At 43.1% G+C, this 19229-nt stretch carries 9 protein-coding genes; 1 reads left to right on the forward strand and 8 read right to left on the reverse strand.

The features are described from left to right. Positions 1–20: 20 nt before the first annotated feature. From IDJ77_RS04800 to IDJ77_RS04815, 4 genes are all read right to left on the reverse strand, one after another. On the reverse strand, positions 21–3140 hold the full coding sequence (locus IDJ77_RS04800; protein ID WP_191187793.1) for a SusC/RagA family TonB-linked outer membrane protein: 3120 nt from the start codon (positions 3138–3140) through the stop codon (positions 21–23). 820 nt (positions 3141–3960) lie between these two features. Beyond that, positions 3961–7518, reverse strand: coding sequence for a VCBS repeat-containing protein (locus tag IDJ77_RS04805; RefSeq protein ID WP_191187794.1), 3558 nt, complete (start codon positions 7516–7518; stop codon positions 3961–3963). A 73-nt stretch (positions 7519–7591) separates the two neighbouring features. Then, positions 7592–9151, reverse strand: a complete 1560-nt coding sequence (locus IDJ77_RS04810) for a RagB/SusD family nutrient uptake outer membrane protein (protein ID WP_191187795.1) — start codon at positions 9149–9151, stop codon at positions 7592–7594. 28 nt (positions 9152–9179) lie between these two features. Next, the gene (locus tag IDJ77_RS04815; RefSeq protein ID WP_191187796.1) at positions 9180–12338 is read right to left on the reverse strand and encodes a SusC/RagA family TonB-linked outer membrane protein; all 3159 of its coding nucleotides are present in this window, start codon (positions 12336–12338) and stop codon (positions 9180–9182) included. Between the two features lie 889 nt (positions 12339–13227). Here IDJ77_RS04815 and IDJ77_RS04820 point away from each other — a divergent pair. Further along, positions 13228–14010 (forward strand): response regulator transcription factor, encoded by a 783-nt coding sequence (locus tag IDJ77_RS04820; RefSeq protein ID WP_191187797.1) that lies wholly within the window; start codon positions 13228–13230, stop codon positions 14008–14010. A gap of 46 nt (positions 14011–14056) precedes the next feature. Here the strand turns inward: IDJ77_RS04820 and IDJ77_RS04825 are convergent, their stop codons facing one another. Genes IDJ77_RS04825 through IDJ77_RS04840 form a run of 4 tightly spaced genes read right to left on the reverse strand, consistent with a single transcriptional unit; the run spans position 14057 to position 18968 of the window. Further along, positions 14057–14908 carry a sialate O-acetylesterase gene (locus IDJ77_RS04825; RefSeq protein ID WP_191187798.1) on the reverse strand — a complete coding sequence of 284 codons (852 nt, stop codon included), beginning with the start codon at positions 14906–14908 and terminating at the stop codon, positions 14057–14059. 11 nt (positions 14909–14919) lie between these two features. Further along, on the reverse strand, positions 14920–15813 hold the full coding sequence (locus IDJ77_RS04830; protein WP_191187799.1) for an alpha/beta hydrolase: 894 nt from the start codon (positions 15811–15813) through the stop codon (positions 14920–14922). Between the two features lie 30 nt (positions 15814–15843). Beyond that, positions 15844–17115: a glycosyl hydrolase family 8 gene (locus tag IDJ77_RS04835; RefSeq protein WP_191187800.1), complete on the reverse strand. Its 1272-nt coding sequence runs from the start codon at positions 17113–17115 to the stop codon at positions 15844–15846. 11 nt (positions 17116–17126) lie between these two features. Then, positions 17127–18968 carry a family 43 glycosylhydrolase gene (locus IDJ77_RS04840; RefSeq protein ID WP_317174303.1) on the reverse strand — a complete coding sequence of 614 codons (1842 nt, stop codon included), beginning with the start codon at positions 18966–18968 and terminating at the stop codon, positions 17127–17129. Positions 18969–19229: the final 261 nt, after the last annotated feature.

The following is a 19229-nucleotide window of genomic DNA, read 5'->3' on the forward strand; positions in this document are numbered from 1 at the left end:
TGTATTTTTAAAAATGTTACTTAAAATCCTGCTTGTATGCCGAATAAAATTGTGCGCGGCTGCGGAACCTGGCCATTATCAATATTGCGGTTAAAAATAAGGTCGCCCCCATCCGAGCCTATTTCGGGGTCATACCCTTTATAGCCGGTTATGGTAAATAAATTTTCCGCGGCAACGTACATACGCAGTCTGCTTAAAACATTACCAGAAAACGATCGTAAAGCCGCTTTTGTAAAAGTATACCCCAGGGTAATGTTACGGGCGCGTAGATAGGCTCCGTTGTCTACAAAGAAATCTGATGACCTCAAATTACCAGATCCGTTGCCATTCTGCCCGGCCCGTGGAAGGATAGCAATATCGCCCGGCTTTTGCCACCTGTTTAGTATGGCAGTTGAGGCGTTATGCCCCGTTGGCGCAAACTCCAAAGTGGCTCTCAGCGCATTTGCAATTTGCACACCCTGCACTCCCGATAGTACTACATTCAGGTCGAAATTGTGGTAAGTAGCCCCCAGGTTAAAGCCATACATAAACTTTGGAATTGGGCTTCCCAAAAACTGCTGGTCTTTGTCGTTAACGACCCCGTCACCGTTCAGGTCCTTAAAAATAAAGTCGCCGGGGAGTAAGCCGTCCTGGTATTTTGCATTGCCGCTTTTAGCCAATGCTGCTGCATTTAATGCATCAATTTCGGCCTGGTCCTTGGCCACGTGATCAACCCTATAACCATAATATGCGCCGATAGGGGTGCCCGGCTGGGTTAAAGTATTTGCCACACTGGCCCCCCGCAATATTGGCGTTGGCGATTGAGTGCCTAACGATATTGTTTTATTACTGTTAAAAGCACCGTTAACACTTACGTTATAGCTAAAGTCATTTTTAACCTCAGAACGGTAGCCTAACTGAAATTCAAAACCTTTATTTTGGGCATCTGCCGCGTTAACGGTCTGGCTGCTACCGCCTGTATTTATTCCTATACCTAAACTTGGGGGCACAGGTATATCAACCAATAACCCGCTGCTTTTTCTATTGTAGTAATCGGCGCTAAACGTTATTCTGTTGTTAAGAAATGCCAGGTCAATTCCGGCATCGGTTTGGTCTGTTGTTTCCCAGTGCAATAATCCGTTTCCGATAGTAATTAGTGTTGTGCCGCTAATAAATTGCTCATTACGCCCGAAGGAATACACCAGGTTTCCCGCAGTCGATCCATTAAAGGTATAAACATCACTCGCAGTAAGAGAGATCCGGTTATTACCTGTACGCCCCCATCCCACGCGAAGTTTACCATCGCTGATGAATGGCAGGGCTGATTTTATAAAATCTTCCTGACTGAAACGCCATGCTAAGCCCACGCCGGGAAAATTACCGTAACGGTTTGCCTTGGGAAAGTTGGAGGACCCATCGCGCCTTAAACTGGCTGAAAGAATATACTTATCGTCATAAGAATAGATCAAACGTCCGAAATAAGATTGTTCTATGCCAGCTCCATTGGCATAACCTGAAAAACTGGCGGCGGTAATTTTTGTGGCTACCGATATGTCCCTTACTTCATCCGTTAGCATACCAGTACCTGTTAAACCAACAGATTTACTGCTGCCCGCACCTTTGTAACTTGTACCTGCTGTTAACGAAACATTGTTTTTACCAAAGTTATGATTATAGGAAAAATAATTTTCAAGGGTGTAACTGGAGTTGTTGTTAAAACTACGGCCTGCTTGCCGGTCGAAAGCCAGTTTATTGGCAGTTACATAGGGTATACTATAAGAATCACTCACACTGCTGCCATATTGTGCTGATGCTTGTGACCTGAAGGTTAAACCATCGATAATTTTCACTTCGCCAAATACTTGTGGAAACAATACCAATTCATGGCCGCTTTGGGTTTTTATGCCTAAGTCTGATAACGGGTTTACCGCATTGCTGTCATCATCAACGTTGGTAAGGATGGAGTAACCGCCCGGAATTGAAGCATCATAGATGGGTTGATAAGGTGCGTATGTAAGCGCGTTACCTATGCCTGCTACCTGGCCCGCCGTTTTGGAGTACCTCAAATTTAAGGTTTGCCCGAAACGAAAACGGCCTAATTTTTCTTCTAACGTAAACCGGTTAGTAAACCTTTTTAATTGATAATCCTTAATCGTAGCTTGCTGCGTTACATATCCTGCCGAAAAATTATAGATAACCTTATCACTTCCGCCGCTTATACTTACATTATTTTGCGTTGATAATGCGGTTTTAAAAATTTCCTTTTGCCAATCGGTCCTGTCAACCAAAACATAAGGTGTGTTAAGCTTTGCAGGCGTTTGGTTGTTGTTGGTAACGTCAATATCTTTTAGGAGCTTCACATAATCAGCAGCTTTCAGCAGGTCGAACATTTTAGGTATGGTTGCAAAACCTACCTGCGAAGTGAACGATACTTGGGTGGCGCCAGATTTACCTTTTTTTGTTGTAATGATCACAACACCGTTAGCACCGGAAACGCCATATATTGCCGTGGAAGCTGCGTCTTTTAATATGGTAATATTCTCAATATCCTGTGGGCTAATTTGATTGAACAACCCTTCATTACCCTGTATGCCATCAACCACGTACAGCGGGCTAACATCAGTAAAAGAACCGACGCCACGTACAATAATTTTCGCAGTTGAACCCGGCACACCATTCGTGGGCACTACCTGAACGCCGGGGGCTTTTCCTATGAGTAGTTGTGCAGGGCTTAGCGATGTATTAGCACCGGCATCCTTAGCAGACACCACATCAACAGCACCTACCAGTTCCTTTTTGCGCGCGGTACCATATCCTATTACTACTACTTCGTTAAGGTTATTCGTGTTTTTAGTTAAGGCTACGTCAATTGTGCCCGATGCCGGAACTACGATCTCTTTTGAATCGTAACCAATAAATGAGAAAACCAACGTGCTTCCCTGACCAGCATTGATGGAATAAACCCCATCAATATTGGTGCTTACGGCCTCGATCGTGCCCTTAATTTTAACAGTTACGCCAGGCAGTGGACCTCCATCGCCCTTGTCTGAAACTTTGCCGGTAATTTTCCCCGTTTGGGAAAAGCCCGGCAGACTTATCATCATAGTTGATAAGGTCATCCCGATAAAAATCAGGAATTTTGTGAGTAGTGTTCTTTTCATGAATTTAAAATTTAAGTGAAATAATTGCAGATTATTATTGAATTAAGGATAGGTTAGTTGGCGGCGAAAGGTCCTGATGCATAAGTAGTTATATTTGTAGCTGAGTTCTTCCTGGTATTGTTTATATCCTGTACCCCTCGTACCTTTTGATGAGGGATACAAAAACATTGATTATAAGCCTGCAATCGATTGCCTAATTGTGATATAAAAGGCCTATAACACAATCCATTAGCATGTATTTCTGCCATTGCATCAAACTTTAAACAGCGCTCAGCTGCTTACTAAATCAAAAAATAAATTAATTGTCGGTTTAATTGATAGTGGTAGAACATTGCTCAAAAAGTAGCGCAAAAAAACGCGGCGTTGAGATGTTATTCCGGAGGCTGAAACTATGGTAACCAGGAAATAAGGATGGGGCAGGGATGATTAAAAATATAGACCATATGTGCAAACCATTGCAATGGTTTGCAAATAAGGTAGTTACATATTAAATCAAATAAACAGAGTACTAAAAAAAGTTGAGGATATCATGGCGGGTTGAAAATCTGTCATTCTCATTTCATCCAATTTCTTGTAATGAGTTGGTGAGTAAAACAACTTTCGGACAAAGTAAAGTTTTGGAAAACAATTAATTACACGGCGAGTATTGGTCTATTATCAAAATTTACGGAAAGGCTGCGCCCCGACGGATATCATCCGTCTGCCGGTAACAGACGGATGATTTCACGTTCAGACAATTAATTTATTGATAAATAACCAAGTATTGTTGCATGCTGCTTAAACAACCGATCGCTTAAATAACTATACGGGAGGCTGGGTTTTAAAACTGCATTCTTCTCACGTTCCCTTTATTATCCGTTATTGCCACGCTGCTTACATGGTTACTTATTGAAATAAACCTTGCAGATTGTGACAGAAAGGAATCTCCATGATAAAATTCCTGGCGGGTAATTTTGCCGTTCTTGTCTGTTATCACCGCGCTTTTATCTTGCGGCGAAACATTTATCAGCTTTGTTTTTGTGTTTAATTTAAACAGTTTTAACGGGCCGGTATGCTCACTTGCTACAAGTAAATAGCTATTATCGGGCCCACGAAGTTTTATCAGCGCTTTTCCATCGCCCGGCAGGTATACACCACTTTGCGCTATCCTTAGCGGATAAAAACCACCTTTACCATCGCCTTTCAAGAACATTCCGTTTAAAGCGTCTGATTGGCCGATGGATACGTCGGTAGAAAAATCATTGCCATTAATTACCAGGTCGGTATTTCCATCCCCATCCAAATCATCTGCCGCCATACCGTTTAGTGCAGATATCTGTGCCTGTTCGGGCAAAGGGATCGCTGTGAATTTCCCGTTACCATCATTCCTAAAATAGCATGATCGAAGTTCAGTTGCTTTAAGCCGCAAGGCACCCTTAAGCTGTTCATCGGTAAATAGGCCTTGTAATGTTGCCTCGGCATAGCTATGATAATTTGTAAATTTGGTTCTTAGGCTTATCATTTGCTTAAAGGCATCGTCGCGCACATTTGCGGGGTACTCACGCATAACGCCATCTTTCCCCGGAAGGTAAAGTGACGTGAAGGCATCGTACCTGTCGCGTTTATCAAAATCCTTTGCCGTAATGTAAACGGGCTGCCTTGTGCTTGCCTGGTAAAGTGTATTCAAGCCAGCGTTACCCACAATATAATCTGTACGCCCCGTGTGCCTGAAATCGCCCGCCACGATTGAATTCCACCAACCAGGGATACCATTCACACCACTCGTTGCTGTGGTGTTTATAAACTTGCCATTTTGATATTTTAAAAAGGTGAGCGGCATCCACTCGCCCGCGAGTAAGAGGTCGGAATTTCCGTCTCCGTCAAAATCGGTGAACAGCGCATCGCAAATCAAACCAATATCCTTTAGCGCCGGGGCAATTTCAGCAGTTACATCTGTAAATTTAACTTTCCCGTTATAGCTGTCATTCCTTAAAATAAAACTGCTAACGGGTTTGGGGTACCGCCATGGTTCCACACGGCCCGATACAAAAAGGTCTAATTTTCCATCATGGTTATAATCAAACGCCCTTACGCAAAGCTTGCTGGTGAAATTTACTGGCAGCGCAGATGACTGTAGCGTAAACTCACCCTTGCCATTGTTTATGTATAGTTTATCCTGATAATTGCCCGAATTTGGTTTTGCGGTATATCCGCCCCGGGCAATATAAATATCCAGCGTGTTATCTCCATTAGCGTCAAATAAAAGCACTCCGCCGTCTTGATAGAACCCAGCGTTTGGGGTATTGATCGCCAGGGGCTTTTGTGTGAATTTGCCATTTTTTTGTTGAAGAAATATTTGCGCCGGTTGAGTAGAATTTCCGCCGACTACAATATCATCTGTTCCGTCTCCGTTTAAATCGCCGGCTGCCAAAGCCGGGCTATAACCTGATAGTTTATGCGGCAAAAGCTTTTGAATGTTAAAATCGACCCGATCTGAATCTTTTTGCACATAGTTTATTCCGCTTGCCGATGTGATGTTGGTAAATATTGGTTTCGTTACTTTCAACGGCCGCGCCCCATCATTTATATTGTGTGCATCTGCAATATTTACCGTTAAGGTTTGGTTTGCCTTAACGTTTTTGAGCAATTGCTTTGCGCCATTGGGCCAAACTACTACAGCAGAATCTATCGCCGAACAATTACCCAAACCGAATTGTGCCATTGGTTGTATGCTGGATAAATAGCCGCGGTATGGGTTGTTTTCATAAACTTGTGTTAATCCCTTGCCGTAATAAATTCGCACCATTGCTCCAAGGCCATTCAGGTTCTGCTTATCTCCTTTAAACCTAACATTAAAAAAATTGGTATAAGTATCCTCCGAGGCAGTGTTCTGATATACAAAGGCCTCATCATTAATATTGTTGGCAATCAAATCCAGCTTTCCGTCGTTATTTAAATCGCAATAAACGGCGCCGTTTGAAAATGACGGCGTGGTAAGCCCCCAATTGCTGCTTTCGTCGGAAAAACGTAAGCCCTTGCCATTTTTGAAAGCATAATTATGGATTTTAACTTCGGGTATCTGTTTGAGGATTTCTTGTTTGGACGCGCTTAGATAAGGCTGAGACCGGTAAACCATAAAGTCATGGTCTGTTACGTCCCTTGGATAACCATTTGTCACTATTATATCTTTGTAGCCATCATTATCAAAATCAGCTATCAAAGGCGTCCAGCTCCAATCTGTTTGAGCTATCCCGCTCATAAAACCAATCTCGCTGAACGCAGGGGCTCCAATGGAATCTTGCTCACCAATGCTTGGCCCCTGGTTTAGCTGCAGCGTATTGCGTGCATATTGTAATTGATAACCATAATGGTTAAAATTCTGGATGGTTTGATAACTGTTTGGCATCAGCATCATTTTCTTGCGATAATTATCCGCCGGGTTCATGTCCAGTTCAAATACATCGGCCAGCCCATCGTTATTAATATCCTGGATATCCTGCCCCATCGCGTTAAAGGATGTGTGTTTAAAATATTCTTTGGACCGGTCTGTAAAGGTGCCGTCGTGATTATTGATGTATAAAATATTGCTCGAAAGGAAATCGTTTGTTACGTAAATATCCTTCCATCCATCCAAATTTATATCTGCAATAGTAGCGCCGTGCCCGTAGCCTTCTATGGTAATACCTGCAGCCTGCGAAACATCTTTGTACACCGCGTGCCCAAGTTGTTTATCCCAGTCATTCCTATATAACTTGCCTGTGCTTCTGCCGGATCCATCCCTGCTAACCGGCCGGAAACTATTGGGATATTCTGACGGTTCGGGCCTGTTTACGGTTAGATACATATCCAGGTCGCCATCGTTGTCGTAATCAAAAAAACTCGCCATGGTTGAATGATATTGCAAATCAAGCCCATATGCTTTAGCTTCATCCCGGAAGATGGGTACGCCCTCCTTATTAAGGCCCTTGTTAACGTATAGTATATTTTGTCGTTTTTGAGCGTCGCCGGCGAGGGAATTGCAAACGTAAATATCTGCCAGCCCATCGTTATTAATATCAACCACAACAACGCCCCTTCCCCAACGGCCCAATCCGGTTACGCCTGCCGGGATAGTTACATCTTCAAACTTAAAATCGCCTTTGTTTATGTAGAGCTTATTAGACACCATATTTCCTGTAAAATAAAGATCTGCTAAGCCATCGTTGTTAAAATCGCCCACCCCTACTCCGCCGCCGTTATATATGTAAGCGTTATCTATGGGATTTATAGAATCGTTTTCGGTTATTAAATTATTAAAGTGGATACCCGAATGCGCAGAGGACACCTGGTTGAACATAGCAGGTTTTTTGCAGCCGGTTGTTAAATAACAACAAATAAGGAAGAAGTAAATTTTTTTCATATAGTGCAACAATTAGCATATAAAAAAACCGGGAGCCATGATGGCTCCCGGTTGTAATTTAATAATTTATCAATTAATAACCGGGATTTTGGTGCCCGTTTACTTCAGGATTATTATCCAGTTCTGCAGTAGGGATAGGTAATAGCTCATCTCTGTTTGCTTTGAAATATGATAATGGATCGGTAGTGAAATAACCTTTCTTCCTCCACCTTACTATATCAACGTTTCTTACTTCTTCATCAGCCATCTCAACCATTTTCTCGTGCATAATGGCCTTTGTTACATCCGCTTTTGATGCAACCCGAAATTGCGCTGTTGGATAAGGCGGCATAGCAACACTCGCCCTCGCCCTTACCATATTTAAGTAGCTTGCGGCGGCGCCTATATTACCCAATTCATTCTCGCACTCGGCAAGGTTAATCAATACCTCAGCATAACGTAAAATGCGTTGGTTGTTGCCACCCGGATGGAAGGATGCAGCAGGTAAGCCTTCTTTGTAGATAATCATAAATTTGCGGAAACCTACCTTTTTTGTTACGCCGTTCACCGTTGAAGATTCGCCGTTTTGATCGCTTGCAAGTAAAACAGAGGCGCCATTGTTGTATGCATCTCCGGTTTCATAAAATGAAAATTTGTATCTCGGATCTGTTTTAGCAGCACCGGTAGCTGTGTTTTCAAATTCGTTTAAGAGTTTATTGGATGGGATTAAATTCCTCCAGGCAACCGGGTTATATTCCTGGTTCCTTACAGTCGACTGCGCTTCGGTAGGGCTATCACCACCCCAGTTAAAGCCGTTGTCACCTTTGTCAACATACACCATTTCGAAAATAGACTCTGAGTTAAACTCTGTTTCTTCTTCAAAATTATCAAGAAAACGGGCGGTTAGTGAATATCCATCGGCACCTGATGTTGGTATTTTCAACAAAGCTGCTTTCGCACCACCATAATCGCCATTTTGCATCAATACCCTGCCCAACAAGGCGTTGGCCGCGGCATTGGTAGCTCTTCCTTTATCGGTACCCGATTTACCCGGTAGAACAGCCGCAGCATCCTGCAGATCCTTAATAATTTGTGCATACACATCTGCCACCGCAGCCCTTGGCTTAAATTCGTTTGGACTTTTAATGGTAGTTGTATGTAAAGGTACAGCGCCCCATTGGCTTACCAGATCGAAATAAGCCCATGCACGCAGGAATTTTGCTTCGCCTACTCTTCTGTCTCTTATTGCCACATCGTCCGTTACTTTGCCGGCGTTATCTAAAACAACATTTGCGCGGAAAATAACCGTATACCAACCATTCCAAACAGAGTTTAACACGCTGTTCGTCGGATCGAAAGTTCCGGCTAACATTTGCGCCCTGGGTACTTCTAACTGGCTTCCACCCGGCGATACCTCATCGCTTCGCAGATCATGTATAAAAAACCACTCCCTGTTTACAAGGTTAATGCTCTGCACGGCTTTATATACAGCGTTAACGCCTTTGGTAAGCTCGGTTGCGTTTTTATAGTACTGATCGGTAGTTACCGCATTAACGTTAGTGGTATCAAGGTCGCTTTTCTTGCACGAGTAAGTGGTGGCCATCACCAAAAGTATGGTGGATGCAGACCAGATATAAAGATTTTTCTTTTTCATAATTTATAAAATTATTAGTGAATACTGATTAAAAGGTTGCCTGGATACCGAACTGGAATGATCTTGGCGTTGGATACTGTCCGTAGTCAATTCCGTTGGTCAGTGTTCCGTTTTTAGATCCAACTTCCGGGTCGAGACCTGAATACTTGGTAAACGTTAACAGGTTTTGGGAGGAAACGTACAACCTTAATTTGCTTAAACCATTGCTGGTTTTTGCTTTAAGCCAGCTTGATGGCACGTTATAACCTATCATTGCATTCTTTAGGCGCAGATAAGAGCCATCTTCTATCCAACGGGTGGATGGCCTGACGTTCCCGTTAGGATCGCCTTTGGAGGCTCTTGGGATATTGGTATTTGTATTTGTTGGTGTCCAGGCGTTTAAAACATTTACGCCGGCATTAAACAAACGTGGCATACCTTCCAGTATGATCCTTTCAGCGTTGAATATTTTATTCCCTTGTACACCCTGGAAAAAGATACTCAGATCGAAGTTTTTATAGCTCGCCGAATAGTTTAAAGAGTACGTGAATTTAGGCAGGTAGCTTCCGAGGAAGGTACGGTCGCCATCATTTATAATTTTGTCCCCATTTAAGTCTTTAAATTTCAAGTCGCCGGGCTTAGCACCTGGTTGTGTTGCATGCGCGGTTACTTCGGCAGGCGTTTGAAAGATACCTTCTACAACATAGCCATAGAATGATTGAATAGACTGCCCTGCGATAGTGTTGGTAATAGGGCCACCGCCACCAAAATCCGCATCGCCGCCGGCTACGATAGAAGCGTTAGGACTGTTTAAATTTATCACCTTATTCCTCACAACGCTTAATAAACCGGTAACATCCCATTTAAAATCGCCTTTATTTTGATGATACCCAATGGTAAGCTCCAAACCTTTGTTTTCTAAAGATGCCACGTTTGCAACCGTTCCTGCACCACCAAAACCCTGGCTTGGTGCTGTTGGTACGTTGATGATCAAACGGTCCATTTTCCTTTTGTACAACTCGGCAGATAGAGTTATCTTGTTATCAAACAGCCCCAGATCTACACCAACGTTGGTTTGTTTGGTAGTTTCCCATGCGAGCGAAAGGTTGGTTAAGCCACTGTAGAAGGAAGCGTTCCCCAGATCAGAAAGTGAACCGCCGAAAGGATAAGTTGCCTGGTTGCTGGATATAGGCTGTAAGTAAGGGTTTGGGCCCAATGCGGTACCGTTTACGCCAGTAACGCCATATCCTCCACGTAACTTTAATTCTGTTATAGCGGTAACACCTTTAAGGAAATCCTCTCTGTCAATTTTCCAGCCTGCAGAAACAGCGGGGAAGTTTTGGTACTTATGGCCGGGTGCCCATACAGATAAACCATCGCGGCGGATAGATCCCGAAATGAAGTATTTACCGTCAAAGTCATAAGCAAGCCTGCCAACCATCGAAACGAGCAGTGTATTATCCTTTGTGTAATTTGTAAACAAATTAGTGGCGCCATTTAATGTTTTAACATCATTGGTTGACTGGTTACCACTGGAAGACTGGTTTGTGTTTTTGGTACCCTGGCTTTCGTATACAGCAACACCTGATACGTGGTGCTTGCCAAACAATTTATCGAAGGCAAGCTGTTGTGAATACAGCGTAGTTGTGCCTGTTCCCCTGCTTTTGTTAATTGTGGCAGTTGGCGAACTTAAAGTTCCGCCATCGTTGTATATCGGGGTGTATTGCTCATTAAGATTTGTTCCGTAATCCAGTCCGTAGGTGGAAGTAAATTTCAACCAGTCGGTGAATTTTAACGTCATAAACGCATTACCGCGGATATTAAAGCCGTTGTTGTAGTTTTCGTTGATCAGTGCCGCCTCAACCGGGTTGGTAGGGTCAGAACCATCAAAACTGTTTAGCGGGCCCTGAAAGCCACCCGCGTTATTCGGATTACGCACCGGGATATAAGGTAACATCCTGATAACATTTGTTAAAGCGGTACGGTTGCCCGGCGGGATATCGAAGCGCTGATGCGTAACGGATGCGTTGAATGTTTCTCCAAATGTTAAAAAAGAACGGATCTTATGATCGGAGTTCATACGGAAATTTTTCCTGTTGAAATCTAATCCCTGTGCGATACCGTTTTGTGAAAAATAACCGGCGGAGGTGTAAAAATGAGAGCTTTCATTACCACCGCTGATGGCTACCGAATGCTGTTGCAATAATTGGTTGTTCCTAAAGTATTCGTCCTGCCAATCGGTATTAGTTCCTGCAAAAGTTTGAGACGAGCCAGCATAAATTGGCTGATTGAAATTTGCCGACTCCAGCCTAGGTGGCACTGCCGACCCTGCATTTAATGCTCTTTCATATTGCAAATATTGGGCAGTGTTTAACAGATCAAATCTTTTGGTTATGCTTTGCACACCTACATATGAGTCCAAATCGATTTGCACCTTTCCTGTAGCGCCTTTTTTGGTAGTTACGATAACCACACCGTTTGTAGCCCTTGAGCCATAGATCGCAGCCGCGCTCGCATCCTTCAATACGTCGATCGACTGGATATCTTTAGGGTCGATACCGCCAATGCTGCCTGGAAATCCGTCAACAATGTAAAGCGGATCTGAGCCAAAACTGATAGAGCTGTTACCGCGGATAGACACAATAGGGGCACTGCCCGGTGAGCCATTATTGGTAACCGTAAGGCCGGCTACCCGTCCCTGTAAGGCCTGATCGAGACCGGCTACGGGAAGCTGCGTAAGAGTTTTCCCGCTTACCGAGGATATGGCACCGGTTACTGCTGCACGCTTTTGGCTTCCGTAACCCACAACTACTACTTCATTCAGTGATTTAGTATCGGGTTTTAGCTGAACGTTGATTATAGCCCTTCCGTCAACCGAAACTTCAGCTGAAATGTAACCGAGGAAGCTAAACACTAAAACAGAATTTTCGTTAGGTACGGATATTTTATAGTTCCCGTTAACATCTGTACCCGCGGCCATTGATGTGCCTTTTATCATTACTGTAGCGCCGGGAATAGGAGCTCCGGCTTCGTCGGTAATTTTACCTGTTACTGTGATAGCAGCAACAGTTTTTGCCTCAAACAGAAGCGAATTTTTAGAGCGCCCATTTGTAGCCGAAGCATAAACAGAATTAAGTGTAACAATACCTAACAAAATTAGTGATAACGTTGTTCGTATGTAATGATTAAGTAAATGTTTTCTTTTCATAATTTGGTTAAAATTTTAAATTGGAGTAAGTCAAATTTTGGGTATAATGACAATGCATTTCCCAATTCTGAAGAATGATGTCCCCGATCATCTTCATCAATTTTCAATAGGTAATAGTGTCTCTCATGTATTTTTAGTTTATAGTTATTTAATTGGTTATTTAATTTATGTTGGTTTCTTAATGGCTATCGCTTAGGCCAATCAGCGGAATATTAATTTATCTTATGCATGTTCCCTGTTGAATTACTTGTTCCGCCAAATGGATTATTTTTAATAATTTTCAAGTCAATTTCATAAAACAATCGATTGCAGGTTTATTGCCGTCAAACGTTTCGCGTTAAGTAACCTGATTAGCTTTGTGATCGTGAATTAGTAATTGGTTTATAGTCGTTCAAACTGTTTGAGAGCAAGGACGATAGTAACAGTAAAATTACACCGCAGGGAAAAGAGGAGGTGCAATTTTTTACCATATTTACACAACATTTGTTCAGCACCATTAACAAATAGTGTAATACTCTCCCGCTATACCGGATGTTTAATATAGATTTTTCTTTATCTATATTGCTCATTTACAAAACATTAAGTAATAAATTAAACCTTACTCATCTATTACCATAGCTGTAACTCCTTTGCCTGTAAGGTAAATTTCCTCACCGCCGTTAATTTTAGTGAAAATCGCCTGGTTTTAAACAAGGCTCGTTTTTAGTATAATTGTTATCGGTATGAGCAAATACTTCAGATGCCCGACCAACGCCAATAAACCAAAAACGCATTATCCATTTTAGGCGCGGTAATTCAATTAAATCCTTAGCAATGCATGGTATTAATTGAATATTAAATACAAATTATAAGACCTTTGTAATAAAACTTCTTAAAACTTATACAGAAAATGAAAAAGCATCAGTTTCGTTTATTAGTGATTGAAGACGATGCAGACTTGCGCGATTATGTGGTAGATAACCTACGGCAAAGCTATGAAGTGTTTCAGGCAGCTGATGGTAAGGAAGGCTGGGACAAGGTATTTTCATGCGACCCAAATCTGGTAATCAGCGACATAAAGTTGCCATTGATAGACGGTATTCAGTTGACTAAAAAGATCAAATCTGATAAAAGAACCCAGCATTTACCGGTGATTTTGTTGACAGCACTTAACCGTGAAGAGGATCAAATTAAGGGGCTCAACTCCGGGGCTAACGATTATCTCATAAAGCCGTTTAATTTCGATATCCTACATATTAAAGTAAGGAACTTACTTGCCTTAACCGATATGTTTAAAAACAGCTATGGTGAGCAAATAATAGTTGCGCAGGTTGACGCGGACATTAAATCAAGCGGAGATAAGTTTCTTAGTATGGCCATCAACTATATCGAAACAAATATTAAAAGCCCCAAATTAAGCGTCGCAGATTTAAGCGCACATCTGGGTAGAAGCCGTGTGGCGCTGTATAATCGTATCCTGGAACTTACCGGTAAGCCGCCGGTAGAATTCATAAGATCTTACAAACTGGAAAAAGCGGCTGATTTATTAATTAAAAGCGATATCGCAGTATCGCAAATTGCGATGGAGACCGGCTTTGCTACAGCTCATTATTTTTCCAAATCGTTTAAAGATAAATTTGGGGTACTCCCATCCGAATACCGGGCAGCCAATCTAAAATCAGCCAATTCTTAACATTATCAGTAAGCCGGTGTGTATAAGGAATGAGGATTCAATTCGCTCACTTTACCACAGTAGCCTGATATCCTAATAACGAAAGCATTTTTTCGCCATACCGTTTCCCTATGATCCTGTACCCTTCGGCAGTAAAGTGCAGCTTATCCGGGCTCGCCGGGCAACCACTGGAAGAAATAATGTACGAATTTGGAAGTAAATTGGGCAACCCGGCAATTATAGTGTTCATATTTGCGCATTTCCCGCCCTCATCAGCATTAACCAATTCGCCAACCAGCAATGGCACTTTTTTGGGTTTTAAGTGCAGATCTTTCAAAAGGCCGCTGTATATTCCTTTAACTTTATGTGTCCAAAGGGTGTCATTGGGGTTCGATTCGCCCTGGTGCAGTAAAACGCCTTTAATCACCCCGTATTTCTTAGCCAGTTTTGCCATTTCTACCAAATGCCCATAGGGGTTTCCGTTGTACTCGTTAATCATATTCACCATCCACGAGGGGGCTTTGGCGGCGTAGGATTGATAGCTGTCTTTTTCAAATAATTCTATCCTGCACCCCGCCACCGAAACATTTATGATACCAATTTTTATTTTTTCGGGCAAATTTGCGAGCAGCGTCCTGCCGAAATAATCTACTGGTGTAAGGCCTGTATTGCACCGGGCAAGCGGTGGCACAGCGGGGTACCAATTACCTTTTGTTCTGCCCAGGGTAGGGCAATCAACTGTTTCAAACATCTGGAAACGTTTGTCAACAATTGTGTCCTGCGGCTCTATTTTCGCATTGCCTTCCATGTTGGATTGGCCAAAACATAAAAAAATATAAAAATCTTTATCCTGAGAGAAACAGTCCGACGCGATAAAAAGAAATATGCCGGTGACAATAAATCGAAGTTTAACTTTCATGTACGGCATATTTATTTATCCGAATAAACGTATTTGGCGAAGTTGGACACATCCACCGGTTTAAAAATAGATTGAGAAAACATGTATAAGCCGTTTTTCCAAACCTTAAAATCATGTACGCCCGGCTCAATGTAGTACACATGCGGAACGCCCTTTTCTACCAGGTATTCGTGTGTACGTTTGCTAAAGGCAAGTAAGCCATCACTTGCGCCGCAGGATATCCAAAGTAGTTTAAGTTGTTTCTTTGCCGTCTCAGGGTCCAGCACTAACTCTTCAGGTTTTTTTGTGTTTGGTGCAGCCGAAAAGGCTCCCACCCACGCAAATTTATCCAGGTTACCCAAACCGAAATTCAGCGATTGCCCCCCGCCCATCGAAAGGCCCGCAATAGCACGATGCTCTCTGTCTTTAATTACAGGATATCTGCTCTCAACAAAAGGTATCAGATCGGTAAGCAAGTCTTTTTCAAAAGTTGCAAATGCTGCGACTTTGTCGGGAGCCATGATATTACCCGTGGCGCGGTCGTCTTTCATTGCTCTCCCGTTTGGTAATACAACTATCATAGGCGTTAGCTTTCCCTCGCTGTAAAGATTATCGAGAACGATCTGCGGAGTGCCGCCGTTAAGCCATTCTTTTTCATCGCCGCCGATACCATGCAATAGGTAGAGCACAGGGTATTTATTTTTCCCGGAGAAGCCCGGAGACGTATAGATCAATGCTTTACGGGCATTGCCAACTGTTTTTGAATCGTAAAGGATGGTGTCGATCTTTCCATGCGGGATGTCGGCACGCAGAACATCGAAACCCGCCTGTGCTTGTTTTGCAATATCTTGCGCGAAAACAAAGGAGGTAAATAACAACGCAGCTATGGTACAAAGCAGTTGCTTAACTTGTAGTGGTTTTTTCATTTTTTTGGCTAAAGTTCTTCAGATAAAAGGTTAGTTAACATGTGGTTTTATGAGTTGGTATTTTCCACTGAGATGCATCAGGCTAAAAAGGTACAATAATCCATCGTAATACGGGTCAAAATACCCATCATCGTAAGGTTCCAGTTTGGCGTTCCATAAAGCATGCACAAAATCGAGGCTGGCTTTATCCTTGTTCATTATTGAGGCAGAAGCAGAGGTAGCAACCAGGCCGAGGGAATGTCTTAACTTTTCAACACTGCCGGCCTTCAAAATAAAACCCGGGCGGGTGCCATCAAGGTTGAACTGGTCTTCAAAAGTATCTATACCTTTCGAACGCAGGAAATTCTGAAAACGCCTGGAATATTGCTCCTGCCAGGTTTTATCTTTACCAAACCATACATAATCCATAGTGATATTCATAGGCACCCGCCACGAATCGTACCGAAAGCCGGGCGGCATCCAGGGGGTTGCATGTGGTTTGCCGCTAAATTCAGTATAATCAGAATTCAGCGCAGTCACCGGATCACAAGCCCTGTGGAGAAAAACGCGGGACGTATCAGCGCAATCTCTGTAAAATTGCTCGTGCCCGTCCTTTGCATACAGGGCCCAGGCCTCGTAAAAAGCCGGGAGATGATAAGATGGGTCGGTCCAATTGTAATTATTGCCTTCTGGTACAAAGGTTATTTGCTTATGTTCGGTATTAATTAAGTTATAGATATTGTTCGAGCCATTCTTTTTCCACATCGCATCCAATATCCGCCGCGCCTCGTGGTAATAATCGATACCTGTATTATTTCCCCATTTGTTCGACGCGAATAAAAGGCTGGTTATATAATACAGCTCCCCGTCTGAAGCGGAACCTTCCGAATTGCGCTTCATGGTAGTGGTATTGATACTCCAGGCGAAATACCCTTCCCTTGGGCCATCCTGATGCTGGAGGTATTTTTTAGACCATCGCCAAATCCTGTCAAACACATCTTTCTTGTTTAATTGCACGGCGATCATCATCCCATAAGAGAGCCCCTCCGTCCGGGCATCATGATTCTTTATATCGCTTACATAACCAAGGGTATCGCCAACCTTAAAAAAAACATGATTAGGGCCTTCAAAAACATCATGATATGCCTTTGCAACCTTTTCATCGATTGCTGCTTGGCTATACCCTGCCTTGCGAAACAGGTTGCTATAAACGCCGGTTTTAACTGCTGCAATACTCTTTTTTTTACCCTGTTTTTTATTTTGAGCAAAAACTAATGCTGGCATTAATGCAATCACCAACAACGATGCGAACGCTTTTTTCATTCTAATATCTTTTATTTGGTTAGGAACTTGATATTTTTAACAAATGTCTCATTAGGTGTTCCGGGCGGAAATTTTATAAACAGGTCGTGCTGCCCGGTAATATTAGTTAAGGTCTTTTTAAATATTTTCCAGTTATCCGGCCCGGTTGGCGTGAAAGGGATCGTCGCTATCAACTTTCCATACTTCAGATCATCAAGCCATACTTCAAAATTGCCCGTCTTTACAGAAGAAACTACCAACTCTATTGCCGATGGCGATGCAGCACCTAATTCCACTCCCGAGATCATCAACCATCCGCCCAGAGTTGATGTATTAGTTACTATCGGGCCTAATTTTGAATCAGTTGCCATCACACCAAAATAATTGCTATATCCTGCTGCGGGCAACGGTGATGAACCATCTTTGCCAATAAAGAAGTCGAAATCTGCAGGTTTGCCTTCGGCAAAAAGCCCCACACTGGTGCCCACCCACGAATTAAAATTGGGCTGCTCTTTATCCAGGTTTATCGCGCTGATCGGCTCGCCCAGCCGAACCCAGCTTTTTCCGTTACCGCTGTAAAAGGCGGTTAAAAGATGTTGTTCGCGCTGCAGCTTTAACCAAATAATATCGCCGGCCAAATTTGTAGCAGAACGTGTTGCAGTATCTAATGTGAATATGATCTTTTTGCCCTTCTCATATCCCAAGTATAACCTTGCAATTACCTTTTGATTACCATTGGTAAGATACAACCCCGCCTTAGCGTTTTGTTCAAGCGCGCGAAACGAAACTTTGGTGACTACAGAATAAAAATGGTCTGTTTCCTTCTGCATCAAATGCGTGCGGTTAGTATCGGGCATAAGCCTTACCCACCCCTTTCGCGCAGTTAAAGAATAACTTATGGAGGCTTTCTTGGTTAAAAAATGCCACCATGGGCCAAGTGTGCCCCCGTCAAAATAATCGGTTTTAACACTACGCCACGGTACGCTCGACCTGGGCAGCAATGGTTTTATAATAGGCTGGGTAGTTGGCGCCATGCCCCAGGGCCTGTCGCCTTCCCATAGTACGGGATACAAAGACGTTTGTCGCCCCAACCCCGACCAATCATTTCCTTCGTACTTCTCATAACTTTGTCCTATTGTCCACCAGGTTCCATCCGCCAGCTGAAACGGCGCCGCTATATGATTTGGGCGGCGGAAGCCCGCTTTGGCATCGGTTATGGGTTTAAAAAAATCCCCCAGCCGTTCCCATTTGGTGGAGTCTCCTGTTAAAGCGGTCCCTCTGAGTACATATTGCCCGCCGGAAACGTCACCTGCGGGGAAGTAATAATAATAACCGTTCCGTTTACACATTACAGGCCCTTCCGCCCAACTGTATTGCAATTTGGCATTCACCCAGTCCATGTTAATTACCGTGCCGGTTATCTGTCCGTCGGTTCCCAAAGCCTGGATACGGTTTACTTTTTGTCCATCTTTAATAAGCATGTAAGGCTTGCCATCGTCATCTACAAAAATGGAGTTATCATACCCCAGATTACCTGTTGCAGGGTTAGATTTTACCTGTACAGGATCAGACCAGGGGCCGGCCGGAGAACTGGCTTTACAAAACCATTGGCCGCCTGCAGAGAAATAGATCCAATAAGAGCCATAGAAATAAGTAATAGCCCCCTGCCATATTCCGCCAGACGGGCGGTCATTAACCCAACCCGCCTTTGCTGACGGCAAAACCCTGCTGATCACCTCCCAGTGAACCAAATCGGTTGAGTGATAAATGGGCAGATATGGATTAAAATGAAATGTGGAGCCGCAATAGTAAAAATCGTTGCCCACCCTGAGCAAGGTTGGGTCGGGGTGATCTCCGGGTAAAACGGGATTCACATAAGTTTTAACTGTTGAAAAAAACGACGCAGAATCGGTTGTTGCCTTATTTTGCGCAAGCAAAGTTGAAATGCAAATTAATTGAAAGATCAAGCAAAAAGAAATCGTGTACAGATGCCTCATATCCGGGGTTTATAATTAATTGTTATGGATAACAAACTAAGCTGCGCAACAGTACGCAACCGGGGATACCGGCTCCTTGTCTATCATTAATCCCTAAAGCTATATGCATAGGCTGGCCTATGCATATCAAACCGCATA

This window comes from Mucilaginibacter pankratovii, from assembly GCF_014773265.1.
GTDB lineage: Bacteria > Bacteroidota > Bacteroidia > Sphingobacteriales > Sphingobacteriaceae > Mucilaginibacter > Mucilaginibacter pankratovii.

Coding starts and splice junctions, on each gene's coding strand:
- IDJ77_RS04800 (WP_191187793.1), bottom strand. CDS start 3,140: ATGAAAAGAACACTACTCACAAAATTCCTGATTTTTATCGGGATGACC.
- IDJ77_RS04805 (WP_191187794.1), bottom strand. CDS start 7,518: ATGAAAAAAATTTACTTCTTCCTTATTTGTTGTTATTTAACAACCGGC.
- IDJ77_RS04810 (WP_191187795.1), bottom strand. CDS start 9,151: ATGAAAAAGAAAAATCTTTATATCTGGTCTGCATCCACCATACTTTTG.
- IDJ77_RS04815 (WP_191187796.1), bottom strand. CDS start 12,338: ATGAAAAGAAAACATTTACTTAATCATTACATACGAACAACGTTATCA.
- IDJ77_RS04820 (WP_191187797.1), top strand. CDS start 13,228: ATGAAAAAGCATCAGTTTCGTTTATTAGTGATTGAAGACGATGCAGAC.
- IDJ77_RS04825 (WP_191187798.1), bottom strand. CDS start 14,908: ATGAAAGTTAAACTTCGATTTATTGTCACCGGCATATTTCTTTTTATC.
- IDJ77_RS04830 (WP_191187799.1), bottom strand. CDS start 15,813: ATGAAAAAACCACTACAAGTTAAGCAACTGCTTTGTACCATAGCTGCG.
- IDJ77_RS04835 (WP_191187800.1), bottom strand. CDS start 17,115: ATGAAAAAAGCGTTCGCATCGTTGTTGGTGATTGCATTAATGCCAGCA.